Here is a 16,245-nt window from a genome sequence, read left to right on the forward strand (position 1 = left end):
CAGCCGTCGCACCAAGGTGCAACCGCCTAAGCACAACAGCTGCGACGGCTGTTGATCAACGTCAGTCAAATCACCGAATCACTGTCGCTGGCTTTCAGGTGCCGGCGTCCATCCACGGCGCCTGCGACGGTCAAGGCGTCGGCTTCCGCTTCGGTGATGTAGATGCGCTGGCCTTCGATGTCCACCGCCGACATGGCTTTGCGACCATCGGTGACGATGGTCACATCAGGACACAGACGAATCTGTTCGCCATTTTCGGTGGTGAAAAAGCAGGTCTGGTTCTCGATGCGCACGGTCATGGCGGAATCCTTTTTCAGGGGTATCTGAAGTTTCAGGCCGCAACCGCCGGTCATCGTTCTGTGCAACCGATTAATGGTCGCTGCGGTCCACTCTCCATGGCTCCTCACAAGGACAACACCATGAACGCCTGGTGGCACGAAGTCTGGGTGACCCTGCAAGCCGAGTTCGCCGATATCACCGATGCGTCGCAATTGACGCGGATGACCGTGCGTTTGTTGATGGCCGCCGTGCTGGGCGGAATTCTCGGGTTCGAACGTGAGCACCAGGGCAAGGCCGCTGGCGTGCGCACCCACATGCTGGTGGCGATGGGGGCGGCGCTGTTCGTGCTGGTGCCGCAGATGTCCGGTTCACAGGCCGATGCCATGAGTCGGGTCGTGCAGGGCGTGATTGCCGGTATCGGCTTTCTCGGGGCCGGCACCATCCTGAAAAACCGCGACGGCGACGAAAGCGACGTCAAGGGCCTGACCACCGCCGCCGGCCTGTGGATGACCGCCGCCATCGGCGTCGCCACCGGGCTGGGACGGGAGGCGACGGCAGTGCTCAGCACGCTGTTGGCGTTGGGGGTGTTCAGTGTGATGCCGAGGATTGTGAAGCTGATTGACAAGGATCAACCCTGAGTTCGTTCCCTGCCTGCATGCCCTGACTGTATGCCCTGATTGTATGGGAACGATCAACTGTCTTCATTCAGGATTCACAATCACCGGCGGCATCGTCGCTGGGGGTTCTTCCCTTGGCGGCGGGGTCGTGCCGGGCGGGTCCTGTTCGGGCACCGGTTGTGGTTCGCTGGGGGGGATCACCGGGTTGTCAATGTTTGGATCGGGGGTTTCAGCCGGGAATGGATTGTTCATTGGTCAGGCCTCCGGTGGCACATGGCGTGAGTCGTGCTTAAGTAGGTTGACTGCTGCGCGAACGATTTGATTCCGCAAATTGCTGATGAACTTTTCCCGGCAGCCATCGCTCGGAACCTAAGTGAGTCCGTCCCGGGGCGGATGGCCCAACGGGATGGCGACCCGACACAAGCGCGTCCATGGGGCGTAAGGAGAGAGGCTCGATGACGGCTGAAAAACCGACTGAGTTGAGCTACAACCCGCACATGCCGCTGTCGCAGGCGCTGTTGCTGCCGCGCATTGTCATGGAAAACATCATGCCGACCCTTGAAGGCGGGCAGTTCGCGGTCAAGGCGGTGGTTGGGCAGGATGTGGTGGTCACGGCCAAGGTCTTTGCCGACGGGCATGACAAGCTGGCGGTTCGCGTGCGCTGGCGGGCCGAGGACGAGGACGTCTGGCAAAGCGCTGTCATGCACGATCTGGGCAACAACGGTTGGCAGGGGCAGTTCCGGGTGAACAGTCAGGGCCGTTATCTTTACTGTATCGAAGCCTGGATCGATCAGTTCGCCAGTTTTCGCTACGAACTGGAAAAGAAGCATGTGGCAGCGGTGCCCGTCAGCCTCGAATTGCAGGAGGGGCGGATCCAGGTGCAGCAAGCGGCCGAGCGCAGTGAGGGGCAACTCAGCGAGCAATTGGCGGCATTGCACCATGAACTGGCAGGACTGCTCGAAACCGAGCAGGTCGCACTGTTTTTGCACCCGCGTAGCGCCGACCTCATGGCCCGTGTCGATCATCGTGCCTACCTGAGCCTGAGCCCGGAGTACCCGGTGGATGTGGAGCGCGAGCTGGCGCAGTTCGCCAGTTGGTATGAATTGTTTCCGCGTTCGATCACCGACAGTCCGGAACGCCACGGTACTTTCAACGACGTGCATTCGCGGCTGGCGATGATCCACGACATGGGCTTCGATGTGCTGTATTTCCCGCCGATCCACCCGATCGGGCGCAGCTACCGCAAAGGCCCGAACAACTCACTGACGGCAGGCCCCGATGATCCGGGCAGTCCCTATGCGATCGGTAGCGAGGAGGGCGGGCACGAGGCGATTCACAAACAGTTGGGGACTCGCGAAGACTTCCGCCGACTGGTGTCGGCCGCTGCGGCCCACGGCCTGGAAATCGCCCTCGACTTCGCCATCCAGTGCTCCCAGGACCACCCATGGCTCAAGCAGCACCCCGGCTGGTTCAATTGGCGGCCCGACGGCTCGATCAAATACGCGGAGAACCCGCCGAAGAAATACCAGGACATCGTCAACGTCGACTTCTATGCCCCCGAGGCGATTCCGAGCCTGTGGGTGGAGCTGCGCGACATCGTGGTGGGCTGGGTCGAGGAGGGCGTGAAGATCTTTCGCGTCGATAACCCGCACACCAAGCCGTTGCCGTTCTGGCAATGGCTGATCGCTGATGTACGGGCGCTGTACCCCGAAGTGATCTTCCTGGCCGAGGCCTTTACTACCCCGGCGATGATGGCGCGCCTGGGCAAGGTCGGTTACTCCCAGAGCTACACCTATTTCACCTGGCGCAACACCAAGGACGAACTGGCGACTTACTTCACTGAACTCAACGAATCGCCGTGGCGCGAGTGTTACCGGCCGAATTTCTTCGTCAATACCCCGGACATCAACCCGGCGTTCCTGCATGAGTCCGGGCGTCCCGGGTTCCTCATCCGCGCCGTGCTGGCGACCATGGGTTCGGGCCTGTGGGGCATGTATTCGGGTTTCGAGTTGTGCGAGTCGGCACCGGTGCCGGGCAAGGAGGAGTATCTCGACTCCGAGAAGTACGAGATCCGCCCCAGGGACTTCAATGCGCCGGGCAACATCATTGCCGAGATTGCCCAGCTCAACCGCATCCGTCGGCAGAACCCGGCGCTGCACACGCATCTGGGCCTGAAGGTCTACAACGCCTGGAACGACAATATCCTGTACTTCGGCAAACGCAGCTTTGACGGCAGCAACTTTATTCTGGTGGCGGTCAGTCTCGATCCGCACAACGTGCAGGAGGCGAATTTCGAGTTGCCGCTGTGGGAAATGGGCCTGCCCGACAACGCCAGCACCCAGGGCGAAGACCTGATGAATGGCCATCGCTGGACCTGGCATGGCAAGCATCAGTTCATGCGGATCGACCCGGCCTACCAGCCGTTCGGGATCTGGCGCATCACCGCCTCTTGAATGCGCCGCCCCCCCCTGTAGGAGCTGCCGAAGGCTGCGATCTTTTGCTTTAAAGAAAGCGAAGATCAAAAGATCGCAGCCTGCGGCAGCTCCTACAGGGGGCGTCTGAGAGCGGCCTTTATGAATTCACCAGGAGTTTCACATGGCGAAGAAACCCAAGGCAGCCACGTTCATCAAGGACCCGCTCTGGTACAAGGATGCGGTGATCTATCAAGTACACGTCAAATCGTATTTCGACTCCAACAACGATGGGATCGGCGACTTTCCCGGCCTCATCGCCAAGCTCGACTACATTGCCGACCTGGGCGTCAACACCATCTGGCTGTTGCCCTTCTATCCCTCGCCACGGCGCGACGACGGTTATGACATCGCCGAGTACCGCGGCGTGCACAGTGACTACGGGACCATGGCCGATGCCAGGCGATTCATTGCCGAGGCGCACAAACGCGGCCTGCGGGTGATCACCGAACTGGTCATCAACCACACCTCCGACCAGCACCCCTGGTTCCAGCGCGCACGCAAGGCCAAACCCGGATCGGCGGCGCGGGACTTCTACGTGTGGTCCGACGACGATCAGAAATACGACGGCACCCGCATCATCTTTCTCGACACCGAAAAGTCCAACTGGACCTGGGACCCGGTCGCCGGCCAATACTTCTGGCACCGTTTCTACTCCCACCAGCCGGACCTGAATTTCGATAACCCGCAGGTCATGAAAGCGGTGCTCTCGGTGATGCGTTACTGGCTCGACATGGGAATCGACGGCTTGCGCCTGGATGCGATTCCCTACTTGATCGAGCGCGACGGCACCAACAACGAAAACCTGCCCGAAACCCACGACGTCCTGAAACAGATCCGCGCCGAAATCGACGCCAATTACCCCGACCGCATGCTGCTGGCGGAGGCCAATCAGTGGCCGGAGGACACCCAACTGTACTTCGGCGACACCGACAAGAAGGGCCTGAACGGCGACGAATGCCACATGGCCTTTCACTTCCCGTTGATGCCGCGTATGTACATGGCGCTGGCCCAGGAAGATCGCTTCCCGATCACCGACATTCTGCGTCAGACCCCGGATATTCCCGCCAACTGCCAATGGGCGATCTTCCTGCGCAACCACGATGAACTGACCCTGGAGATGGTCACCGACAAGGAACGCGATTACCTGTGGAATTACTACGCCGCCGACCGTCGCGCGCGGATCAACCTGGGGATTCGCCGGCGCCTGGCGCCGCTGGTGGAGCGTGACCGACGCCGGGTCGAACTGCTCAACAGCCTGCTGCTGTCGATGCCCGGCACGCCGACCCTGTATTACGGCGACGAGATCGGCATGGGCGACAATATCTACCTCGGCGACCGCGATGGCGTGCGCACGCCGATGCAATGGTCCATCGACCGCAACGGCGGTTTCTCCCGCGCCGACCCGGCCAGCCTGGTACTGCCGCCGATCATGGACCCGCAATACGGCTATCTGTCGGTCAACGTCGAAACCCAGGCCGGCGACCCGCATTCACTGTTGAACTGGACCCGGCGCATGCTTGCCGTGCGTAAGCAATCCAAGGCCTTCGGGCGCGGTACATTGAAGATGCTGTCGCCGAGCAACCGGCGGATTCTGGCCTACACCCGTGAATACACCGGGGCGGACGGCAAACACGAAGTCATCCTGTGTGTGGCCAACGTGTCGCGCAGCGCCCAGGCCGCCGAGCTCGATCTGTCGGCCTACGTCGGCATGGTGCCGGTGGAGATGCTCGGGGGAAACGCGTTCCCGCCCATCGGCCAGCTGAATTTCCTCCTGACCCTCGCGCCCTACGGCTTTTACTGGTTCGGCCTCGCCGCGGAAAACCAGATGCCCAGTTGGCACGTGGAGCCGGCACAGAGCCTGCCGGACTTCACCACGCTGGTGCTGAAAAAACGCATGGAGGAACTGCTCGAAGCGCCGTCACGCCACACCCTTGAGCAAAGCATCCTGCCCAGCTGGTTACAGAATCGTCGCTGGTTCGCCGGCAAGGACGCCGCCATCGAGCAGGTCGATCTGGCCTACGGCGTACGCTTCGGCGATGCGCAACATCCGGTGCTGTTCAGTGAGATCAATGTCACCAGCGGTGGCCAGAGCAGTCGCTATCAGTTGCCGTTCGGCTTTATCTCCGAGGATCAGGTCGGTACGCCGCTACCACAGCAGCTGGCGCTGTCGCGGGTACGGCGCGGACGCCAGGTCGGCCTGATCACCGATGCCTTCAGCCTGGAATCCTTCGTGCATGCCGTATTGCAAGGGATTCAGGCCGGTACCGTATTGCCCTCCAGCGATGGCGACATTCGCTTCGAGTCCACCGCCGAACTGGAAAAACTCGGCCTCAATGCCGATTCGCCGGTGCGCTACCTGTCGGCGGAACAGTCCAACAGCTCGGTGGTGATCGGCAACAGCATGGTGCTCAAGCTGATCCGCAAGGTCGCCAGCGGCGTGCATCCTGAACTGGAAATGAGCGCCTGTCTGACCGCAGCCGGGTTCAGCAATATCTCGCCACTGCTGGGGGCCGTGGTGCGCCGGGACGGGGCGGGTGAAGACAACCTGCTGATGATCGCGCAGGGCTACCTGAACAATCAGGGCGATGCCTGGGAATGGACGCAAAACAACCTCGAACGGGCGTTGCGCGATGAACTGGCCGACGCCATGTCCGAGCAGGAGCAACACTACAACGCGCTCGGCGAACTGAAAGATTTTGCCGGTATGCTGGGCCGGCGCCTGGGGGAAATGCATCAAGTGCTGGCAGCGCCCAATGCCAATCCGGACTTCTTGCCGCAGGTCACCACGCAGAAGGACGCGCTGGCCTCGGCCAGGGATGTCGCAACGCAAATCGAGCACGCGCTGAACTTGCTCAAGCAGCATCAAAATCAACTGACCCCGGCGGACCAGACCCTGGTCAGCCGTTTACTGGACAACAAAAAAGCCATTCTCGGACATGTGCAAGCGTTGGGCAAAAAGACTGCGGGCGGCTTGCGCATTCGTGTGCATGGCGACCTGCATCTGGGCCAGGTGCTGGTGATCAAGGGCGATGCGTACTTGATCGACTTCGAGGGGGAACCGGCGCGGCCCTTGCATGAACGTCGGGGCAAACACAGCCCGTACAAGGATGTCAGTGGCGTGCTGCGTTCCTTCGACTATGCGGCGGCAATGGCGATCAACGTGCACAACGTCGATAACACGGCGGCGGCCGATGCCGCGCGTGTGCGGGTCACCGAGCGCTACTTGAGTGAAGCGCGAACAGCATTTGTCGACGCCTATCGGCTGGCGGCAGCTAGTCTTGCCCATGCATGGCAAGATCCCGAAGGCGAGGACGCTGCGCTTGCGTTGTTCGGTCTGGAGAAGGCGGCGTATGAAGTGGCCTATGAGGCGGAAAATCGCCCCACCTGGTTGCCCGTGCCGTTGCACGGTTTATATGGATTATTGAGTGGGCTTAAACCCTTTTCCGATCTTGGTGGAGAGTAGTCATGAGTGTCTCGAACAAGGAACAGGGTCATCACAAAGAAGCGCTGCTGCCCGGCGCACGGGATATCGATGCCTTGGTGCGTGCCGAGCATATCGATCCCTTTGCCATACTTGGCCCCCACGGTGATGGTGCCGGTGGACAGTTCATCCGCGCCTATCTGCCAGGCGCCCTGAGTGTAGAAGTTCTAGCCCGGGACTCGGGCGAAGCGCTTGGGAGTCTTCAAGCCACAGAGACGCCGGGGTTGTTTGTCGGGCATTTCGACCGCGCGCAAGCGTATCTGCTGCGCACCCGTTGGGCCGGCGGCGAACAGACGGCTGAAGACCCTTACAGCTTCGGCCCGTTGCTGGGCGACATGGATTTGTACCTGTTTGCCGAAGGCAATCACCGCGACCTCAGTGCGTGCCTCGGTGCCCAGCTCAAGACCGTGGACGGCGTCGACGGTGTGCGTTTCGCGGTGTGGGCGCCCAATGCCCGACGGGTGTCGGTGGTGGGTGATTTCAACGTCTGGGACGGGCGCCGCCATCCGATGCGCCTGCGGCATCCCACCGGTGTCTGGGAGTTGTTCATACCGCGCCTGCAAGCGGGGGACGCCTACAAGTACGAAATTCTCGGTGCCCACGGCATCCTGCCGCTGAAGGCCGACCCGATGGCGCTGGCCACCAGTCTGCCGCCGGACACCGCCTCGAAAGTCGCCTCACCTTTGAAAGTCGACTGGCAGGATCAGGACTGGATGCTGTCCCGTGGCGACCACCAGCGGGTGACGGCGCCCTTGTCGATCTACGAATTGCACGCCGGTTCGTGGCAATGCGAGCTGGACGACCTGGGTGAAGTGGCCCGCCAGTACATCTGGCCGGAACTGACCGAACGGCTGATTCCCTATGTCAAAGACCTGGGCTTCACCCACATCGAACTGATGCCGATCATGGAGCACCCGTTCGGCGGTTCGTGGGGTTATCAGTTGCTGTCGCAATTTGCGCCGAGTGCGCGTTATGGCACGCCGGACCAGTTCGCTGCGTTCGTCAACGCCTGCCACCAGGCCGGCATCGGGGTGATCCTCGACTGGGTGCCGGCGCATTTTCCGACCGATACCCACGGCCTCGCCCAGTTCGACGGCACGGCCCTGTACGAGTACGGCAACCCGCAGGAAGGTTTCCACCAGGATTGGGACACGCTGATCTACAACCTGGGGCGCACCGAAGTGCACGGCTACATGCTGGCGTCGGCGTTGCACTGGCTCAAGCATTTCCACGTCGATGGCCTGCGCGTCGATGCGGTGGCCTCGATGCTGTACCGCGACTACTCGCGCAAGGCCGGCGAATGGGTGCCGAACCGCCACGGCGGGCGCGAGAACCTGGAAGCCATCGACTTCCTGCGCCACCTCAACGATGTGGTCGCCCTGGAAGCACCCGGTGCGCTGGTGATCGCCGAGGAATCCACCGCATGGCCGGGCGTCAGCCAGGGCACCCAACAGGGCGGCCTGGGCTTTGCCTACAAATGGAACATGGGCTGGATGCACGATTCGCTGCATTACATCCAGCAGGACCCGGTGTACCGCGCCCATCACCACAACGAGCTGAGTTTTGGCCTGGTGTACGCCTGGTCCGAGCGCTTCATCCTGCCGATCTCCCACGACGAAGTGGTACACGGCAAACACTCGCTGATCGACAAAATGCCCGGCGACCGCTGGCAGAAATTCGCCAACCTGCGGGCCTACCTGAGTTTCATGTGGGCGCATCCGGGCAAGAAGCTGCTGTTCATGGGCTGCGAGTTCGGCCAATGGCGCGAGTGGAACCACGACCAGCAACTGGACTGGTACTTGCTGCAGTACTCCGAGCACAAGGGCGTACAGAAACTGGTCGGCGACCTCAATCGCCTGTACCGCGAAGAGCCGGCCCTGCATGAGCAGGACGATGTGCCGCAGGGTTTCCAGTGGCTGATCGGCGATGACGCGATCAACAGCGTTTATGCCTGGCTACGCTGGAGCAAGGACGGCCGGCCTGTGCTGGTGGTGGCCAACTTTACGCCGGTACCCCGTGAGGCGTATCGCGTCGGGGTGCCGTTTGCCGGGCAGTGGAACGAGGTGCTCAACAGCGATTCGTCGATCTATGCGGGGTCCAATTACGGCAACAGTGGCGGGGCGATGGCCGAGGAAACGCCGAGCCATGGGCAGGCGTTGTCGCTGGTGTTGAATTTGCCGCCGTTGGCGGTGTTGATGTTGCGGCCGGAGGGGTGATCCGGGACCGCATCGCTGCCTTCGCGAGCAGGCTCGCTCCCACAGGTTTCTTGTGATCCTGTGGGAGGCTCCATTTTGCAGGGAAATCCTGCAACCTCAAACTCGGCTGGTATTCACCTTTGTTTTCCTGAATCCTTAATGCGGCAACGGGCTTCGGGGACCTGTGTACCCCCGTTTTTCGTGAAGATGGATAATTCGGTTTGCCTTATCAACTTTTATAACATCAAAGTCTGCGTGTGGTGTAAATACAGATCCTTTTACTGCTGATGCAGAAGTTGCGCCGTTCATATTTGCGGCGCTAAAACCTTTAATTTTAAAGATGCCGCCTTCTGAGTCGGATCTGAACTCTTCCGCAACTGATTGATGAGTGGATGCTGAGAGAAAACTCATGGAATAAAGTACGGAGCCACTTTCTTTGGCAGCTTCGTAAGCATCCAATGCCTTGTCGGTTAATCTGCTTCCTCGAAAATAAGTTCGCGGTTCGGTGTTTTCTTGATGATATAGTTGGTAGCTTACACTTTTGGCATCCTCTAGATCGAAGACGCTAGCCGCTATTTCGATACGCTGTTTTAATTCTTTTCCGCTGCGTCCTTCAAATAGCTGGTCACCATGTCGATCTCGTATTTCGCGTATTACCTTTTTTTCACTTATTTTTATTTTTGATCCTTTTCTCATTGCATTGTTGATCGTGTCTGACCCATGGGTTGTTGTGTATATCGCGATAAAATTTTTTATATCATATTTGTTTTTTGGGGGGGTGATGTTTTTTTTAGAGGCGGTGATTGCCAATCTGCTTGTCTGTGGCGCTTCGGTTGTAGCGGTTGCTGCAAAGCCAAGTCCTGACATGATTGTTTCAGCATATTGTTTTGGGTCAGCACCTTTACTCTGCAAGTATTGATTAACAATATCAAGGACATCCTCTTGAGGAAGGTCGCCCATGTCTCGCTTAATGGTCTTTGTTATACTGTTGACTTGAGCAGTTGTCAGCTCTTCCCCTGCATGCCCTTCCAGATCTCCAAGATTGATGGGTCTGTTGCTCACCATCGCATACAAATTCATCCCATCCACATACCCCGAAGGATCCGGATTGATCCACCGCTGCAACCACGGCGCGTAATACCTGAAGCCATAGTAATAAAGCCCCGTCGCATCCCGTTCCTTGCCCGAATAACGCACTGTCTTGTACTTGGCTTCGGTGGCCGAACGGGCCGCGAAACACGCGGTGCCACCAAAGGGGTAATACCATTCCTGGCTGATCAGGTCGGCGTTTTGGTCCAGTTCCAGAGCGCTGGACAGCAAGTGGTCGTTGAGGCTGTATCGCACTTGATTGTTGGCGATGCCCTCGGGCTGTCCGGCGACCCAATGCAGCACCTGCAGGCTATTGCTGCCGGCGCTGGCAGTAATCACGTGAAGGATTTCACCCGTGCCGCCGTGACTGCGGATTTCCACACCGGGCAGGTAGCGCACTTCACTGATCAACGTACGGGCCTTGGTCTGGTTCGCGCGGAGCTTGCGCACGCGTTGTCCGCCGCCGTCATAGACATAGCGTTCGTAGTCGTCCTCAGCCTCTTCGCGCACCACCGGGCGCACGACGGTGAGTTGATTGCGCAAGTCCCATTCCATCGCCTGGCCGGCTTGCAGTTCCCGTAGATTGCCATTGGCATCGAAGCCGGCAGCGATTTCCGCTTCCGTCGGTGGCCGGCCGTTGCGCTCGGGCAGACAGCGGTTGCTGTATTTGGCGCGAGTCAAAATGCGGCCGTGGGCCTGGGCGCCGACGTGTACCAGGTTCAGCAGGTTGCCGCCGGCGTCGTAGTGGTAGGTCTGGGTGTAGTTGGCTACTTGGCTGGGGTCGAGGGGCAGGGGTTGCAGGTCGGGCAGGGCGGGGCCGCCGTGGCCGGTTTTGGCTTCCCAGCCGCTGGCTTCGATCAGTTGATCGAGGGTGTCGTAGCAGTAGCTCTTGATCGGTACGATGCGCTGGTTGTTGAAGTAGCGGATCGGTTGGGCGGCGTCTTCGAGACTTAGCACGTTGCCGCTGGCGTCGTAGCGGTAGCACAAGTCTTGAAGGGGTGTGCCATCGGCTTTGTGCGCGCTCAAGCCAATGAGGCGTCCGTCCGCGAGGTCGTATTGGTGGCGGGTGATGACGCGGTTGCCGGCGGTTTCCGATTCGATCTGGCCGGAGGCGTTGTAACGGAGATCGCTGACCAGCGTCATCTCGTCCTCACCGACCAAGGTCAACCGAGTGTCTTTCAATTCGCCGGCGACGGTGTAGGCAAAGCGCTGGCGGTTGCCCAACGCATCCGTTTGCTGGAGGGGTTCGGCGCCTGGCGAGTAGACATGGGAAGTGGTGGCGCCATCGCCGGTTTCGAGCAAGGCGTCGCGGGCGGCTTCGCTCGCAGGCCAATCCGGTGTATCGGCATCGCGCAAGAAGTGCCGGGTCTGTTGCAGCACCGCACCACCGAGCCCCAATTCCTTCAGGTGCAGCGTGCCGGCCGGATCGTCATGGCGAATCAACTGGCCGCACAGGTTGTGCTCAACGACGTCGTCATCAGTCCCCGCATAGGTAAACCGCTCAACGACCCGTTCCGCGCCAATGCCACCACGCTCTCGCACAGCCACGGGGCGCAACAGTGCATCGAACTCAGCCAGCGTGCGGCTACCACGACCGTCCCAGTGCTCAACGATTTGCCCGGCAGCACCCGGCAACGCGACCCGCCACCCGGCGTCAACGCTGTCACTCGCCAACGGCACGCCGGACAAACTGAACACTTGGCTGAGGTTGACCGGGACCGACACATCGGTCTGCGCCAAGGCGAACAGATGCGGATCACGACTGGCCACCGGTCGCCCGGCGGCGTCGAAGCGTTGATGCGTGACCCGCACGTCAACCGGATCGACCGCTTGCCGCCGGTGGTATTGAATGGCCCTGACCGCCAGCCCGCGCGAGTCAGAAACCGCAAGGGTGGGCGTGCCGTGATGCGCATGGTCCACAGACATCCGTGCCGGCCTCGATCAGGGTGACTTGCCCATTACAATGCACCGCCGCCAATGCTGTGGATACTGTAAGAAATACCAGTTTTACCAACGCATTCGCACACCCAGGCTGCCAATCAACCCATTCAAATCATTGTCGTCCACGTCGCTGCTGTAGTCGGCACTGACGTACAGGCTCACGGTCGGGGTGACCCTGGCGACCAGACCCAGGCCCAGTTCGACGGTCGAGGACTTGCGGCTGCTGCTGATCTTGTCGACCTGATCGAGGGTCACGGTATTGCCGGTGTACACGGTGTGCCACAAGTTGGTCCGCACGTAGGGTTCGACCGGCATTCCGCTGATGTCGTAACTGCCTTTCAAGTGCGCACCGACCCGTCCGCTCCACGACGTCAGGTCACTGGAAGACGCGTTGCCCGAGCCGGCATACGGGGTGTCCAGGGTGATGCGCTGATTGATCAATTGCGCCTGGGGTTCAATCACCCAGTTTTCACCCAGACCGATAGGGAAGCCGCCTTCCACCGACAGCGTCATCGCTCTGCCCTCGGTGGCTCTTCGCGTCCCTTGCTCATTGCGGCTGACGCCGCTGACCCGGCCACCGCTGGCGGTCAGGTCGACGTGCCAGCCTTGTGGGCCGGTCAGGCTCCAATAGGCGCCGAGGCTTTGCCCCTGGAGGTTCAGCGCGTCGTGGTCGGGGTTGGACATGGCCGGGGTGATCTGCGCGCCCTTGTTGTTGAGCTGGTACTGACTCGTGCCGCCGACCAGACCGACCCTTTGCGTATGGCCGCTGGCACTTTGCAGGGTGAGGATCGCCGGGCCTTTGAGTTCGTGGGTGCCGGGAACGGCCGGTCCCTGGGAAAGGTAATCGGCTTGTGCCTGGCGGGAGGGCTGGCCATAGAGTTGGTCCCAGGCCGTGGGCGCGGCGTCTTCGGTGGTCAGGCTGGAACTGCGCAGATCGGGATGAGCGCTGAATTGACCGGGCCAGGTGGCTGCAAGGGGACCGAGTGTCGGGATGTCCTGGCGATACCATGACGTTGTTTCCTGCTCGGCAGTGGCGGCGAGCAATTCAATGGAGGAACACAGCAGAAGTGAACTCGATACAGTGCAAAAAGTGACTTTGATTTCTTGCGAGGTGAGGGGGATGTTCATGGAGGCCTACCTTGCAGTTGCATGTGGTATCTCGCTCTGGCGTCTCTCCTACCCCGAATGAGGGGCGACCGAATGGATTAGGGCTCGCTATGGGCTGCCCGTTTTTACGGGGGGCTTGAGGCTGGTCCTGATGGTGATTCCGGGGGTAGTACGGTGAAGTCAAGAAGACCGAAACGGTCGCGTCAAGAAGATGATCGATAAGTGGTAACGGTCAAGTGATTGATTTATGGCGTGTCTATAAGTTGTTGTTTTCTCACAGAAACGTGAAAAAAGACCTCGGGGCAGGGCGCTTGTTCTCCGTCACCACTTCACCCGAACCCCCACGTTGCCAAACGTTCCCCGTTGTTGGTTGCTGTCGATATTGCTGGTGTAGTCAATTCCGGCGTACACGCTGACCGAGGCTGCAACGCTCAGCACCATCCCGATACCGAGGTCGGCAGACGAGGTTCGTTGTTGGGTTTCGATCTGATCGACATGGTCAAAGGTGACCGTATCGGTACCGGTGAAGGTGTGCCAGATATTGGCCCGCAGATAGGGTTCCAGTGGTCGGCCACTGACTTCATAGCGACCCTTGAGGCGTGCGCCGACGCGGCCGGTCCAGGCGCTGTCGGAGTCGAACGAGACATGGGAGATGCCGTCGTCCTGGCTGTCGAGTTTGACCTTCTGATAAATCGCCTGGGCCTGGGGTTCTACCACCCAGTTGCCAGCCACGGCGATCGGGTATCCGATTTCTGCCGACAACGTCGTGACGTGGCCGTCATTGTCGATCTTCAGTCCACTGTCGGAATGGTTGTCGCCGTTGAGCCGGGTGTACATGGCCACGGTATCGAAATAGGCGCCGGCAGGATCGGTGAGGGTCCAGTACACGCCAAGATTGTCACCTTTCAAATCCACCTTGCCAGAGCGATTGCCTTCAAAGCCCTGATTGAAACCGTCGACATCGCCTTGCAAGCGGCTGTGGCCGATAAAGAAGCCGCTGCGTTGAGTTTGCCCACTCGCTAGCTGCGAACCGTACAGGTCAGTGCCGACCTGAAAGCCATTGAGCGAGCCGTCCAGCCTTGGCGTGACGGTGCCGGCCCAGGTCTGCTCGAGGTTCTTGCCGTAGACCCGTCCCCAACCGGCACTCAAGGCACCAGTTTCCGTCAGCAGACGCTGATCGCCCTGACGATCATGGAATGTGCCCAATGCCGTCAGGCTCAGTTGCGCGGCGGCGGGTGGCATCACCGACCAGGTGGGAACGGCCTCGCGGTACAAGGGGATCGGTGTCGCGCCGGGTACAGCGGCCGGTAACACTGGGGCTTCGAGCGTCACGACGCCTCCAGGCCCTTGACCCGGTTGATCCGGTTGACTCGGTTGACTCGGTTGACTCGGTTGCCCCGGTTGCCCCGGTTGAACCCCGGTGACCACTACTACGGGCGCGGCGACCGGCACTGCCACGATGGGCACCAGCGTTGGCGGCAAGGCGGGATCAGGGTTGGCGACGGCGACCAATGGCGGTGCCACCACCGAGGAGCGCAAGTACCAACTGTTTTCGCTGCCTGGTGTAATACCGCCTTTGAACAGGCGGTAATCGAAGGCACCGACCGACACCGGGGCTTTGAGGGCGAACGCGGTGTTGTCGCTGGCTGCCGTGCCTTGGGCCTGTACCAGCTGGATGCCGTTTTGCCGGGTCAGGGCACCCGCGCCGCCAACGTTGGTGACGCTGATCAGGGTGCTGCCGGTCAGCGTTCCGTTGTTGACCACCAGCTTGTCGCTGGGGGAGCTGTCATCGCCCACTGCGCTTTGCAGGAGCAGTTGACCGCCGTTACCGACGTAATTGCCTTCAACCGTCAGGGTGTCGTTGGTACGCGAGTTACCGCCGGCGAGGTCGATGACCCCGCCGTTGTTCAAGGTGGCGAGTCGGCCCGTGGTCAATGGTCTGATGCTACCTTGGGCTGACGTCAGCGTACTGCTGCCGTCGATGTTGAATACGCCGGTGCCCGTGGTGCTGTCCCCCAATTGAAGATTGCCATCGAGATCAAGGCGCGAGCCCTTGACCAGATTGATGGTTTCCCAATTGATATACCGGGCAGCGCCCGATGACGTGGTGTGATCGAAGGTCAGGAGGTCATTACCATTGCCGCCATTGATGCTCGGGGCGAGGGCGAGGGTGCTTTCAGTCAGATTGCGCAAGGTGGCGCGGTCGTTGCCTGCCTCCAGCAGGACTTGCGAGCGGATGATCCCGCCGCCGTCCCACACCAACGTGTCATCGCCGTTGCCGGCGCGAATCTCGCCGATGATTTCTCCGCCGGTAATCGTGATGCTGTCGTTGCCGTTGCTGACACTGATGTTGCCGCCGATACGCCCCCCGGAAACGATGATGGTATCGGTGCCCAAACCGGTCACCAGGTTGCCGAGGATCTGCCCGCCCGACATGTCGAACAGGTTATTGTCGAGCTTCATGTCGACCCGGCCAATGGTACCGTCGGTCATCCTGGCCACGTCGCCATCTTCGAAGGCGCCGACGATGGTGCCGCCGGACATCAGGAAGGTATCGCGGCCGTCGCCTTGGGCCAGGGACTGAATGGTTCCGCCGGACATGATGAAGTTGTCGATGCCATTGCCCTGGCTGACCGCCCCGGTGACCTGCCCCGCGCTGACCGTAAAGCTGTCCGCTCCGTCGCCCAGATCCACGGCACCGGCTATGGTGCCCGAATTCATGGTCACGCTGTCAGCGCCGGCACCGAAGGTCACGTTGCCGTTGATCCTGCCGGTACCATTGACGGGGAAGGTCAGGTTGTTGTTACCCGACAAGTCGCTCAGCGGCCCGCTGGTGGCGCTGTCGCAGACAAAATTGTCGTTGCCGGCGGTGGGGGTGAGTGTGCAGGCTGCCTGGATGGAGGGAGACCAGCCAATGAATAACCAGATGGAAACGGCGCTGGCGCCGTAACGAAACCTGGTCCGATCGCTGACGAAGTTCATCCTTGTCTCCTGCGTTTGGATCGGTGCCGAAGCGCCAGTGGAGGTGAGTTGAGTATCTGTATTGTTAATCGAAACGGACG

9 protein-coding genes are annotated in these 16,245 nt (G+C 60.4%); 4 read left to right on the forward strand and 5 right to left on the reverse strand.

The genetic code is table 11. From position 1 onward, the window contains the following. Positions 1–65: 65 nt before the first annotated feature. Positions 66–299 carry a DUF3203 family protein gene (locus AC3WJW_RS24890; protein ID WP_015095303.1) on the reverse strand — a complete coding sequence of 78 codons (234 nt, stop codon included), beginning with the start codon at positions 297–299 and terminating at the stop codon, positions 66–68. A 120-nt stretch (positions 300–419) separates the two neighbouring features. Here AC3WJW_RS24890 and AC3WJW_RS24895 point away from each other — a divergent pair, with 120 nt between their 5' ends. Beyond that, positions 420–917 (forward strand): MgtC/SapB family protein, encoded by a 498-nt coding sequence (locus AC3WJW_RS24895; protein WP_493727793.1) that lies wholly within the window; start codon positions 420–422, stop codon positions 915–917. Between the two features lie 63 nt (positions 918–980). On the opposite strand, the gene AC3WJW_RS24900 is transcribed toward AC3WJW_RS24895, so the two are convergent. Next, entirely contained in the window at positions 981–1,148 is a 168-nt protein-coding gene (locus tag AC3WJW_RS24900) for a hypothetical protein (protein WP_167399503.1), read from the reverse strand. A 203-nt stretch (positions 1,149–1,351) separates the two neighbouring features. Between AC3WJW_RS24900 and AC3WJW_RS24905 the strand changes: the two genes are divergently transcribed. The 3 genes from AC3WJW_RS24905 (at position 1,352) to glgB (ending at position 9,067) form a co-directional block, all read left to right on the forward strand. Further along, positions 1,352–3,349: an alpha-1,4-glucan--maltose-1-phosphate maltosyltransferase gene (locus tag AC3WJW_RS24905; RefSeq protein ID WP_493727794.1), complete on the forward strand. Its 1,998-nt coding sequence runs from the start codon at positions 1,352–1,354 to the stop codon at positions 3,347–3,349. Positions 3,350–3,491: 142 nt separating this feature from the next. Further along, positions 3,492–6,833 carry a maltose alpha-D-glucosyltransferase gene (gene treS / locus AC3WJW_RS24910; RefSeq protein ID WP_493727795.1) on the forward strand — a complete coding sequence of 1,114 codons (3,342 nt, stop codon included), beginning with the start codon at positions 3,492–3,494 and terminating at the stop codon, positions 6,831–6,833. A gap of 2 nt (positions 6,834–6,835) precedes the next feature. Next, positions 6,836–9,067, forward strand: a complete 2,232-nt coding sequence (glgB, locus tag AC3WJW_RS24915) for a 1,4-alpha-glucan branching protein GlgB (protein ID WP_493727796.1) — start codon at positions 6,836–6,838, stop codon at positions 9,065–9,067. Positions 9,068–9,202: 135 nt separating this feature from the next. Here the strand turns inward: glgB and AC3WJW_RS24920 are convergent, their stop codons facing one another. The 3 genes from AC3WJW_RS24920 to AC3WJW_RS24930 all read right to left on the reverse strand — a co-directional run bounded on the left by AC3WJW_RS24920 (position 9,203) and on the right by AC3WJW_RS24930 (position 16,165). Beyond that, complete coding sequence (locus AC3WJW_RS24920; protein ID WP_493727797.1) at positions 9,203–12,061, reverse strand: RHS repeat-associated core domain-containing protein; 2,859 nt, start codon at positions 12,059–12,061, stop codon at positions 9,203–9,205. Positions 12,062–12,142: 81 nt separating this feature from the next. Beyond that, the gene (locus AC3WJW_RS24925) at positions 12,143–13,204 is read right to left on the reverse strand and encodes an autotransporter domain-containing protein (RefSeq protein WP_493727798.1); all 1,062 of its coding nucleotides are present in this window, start codon (positions 13,202–13,204) and stop codon (positions 12,143–12,145) included. A 300-nt stretch (positions 13,205–13,504) separates the two neighbouring features. Then, entirely contained in the window at positions 13,505–16,165 is a 2,661-nt protein-coding gene (locus tag AC3WJW_RS24930) for an autotransporter family protein (protein ID WP_493727799.1), read from the reverse strand. Positions 16,166–16,245: the final 80 nt, after the last annotated feature.

The sequence above is a fragment of the Pseudomonas sp. GW821-FHT07G06 genome (assembly GCF_058986625.1).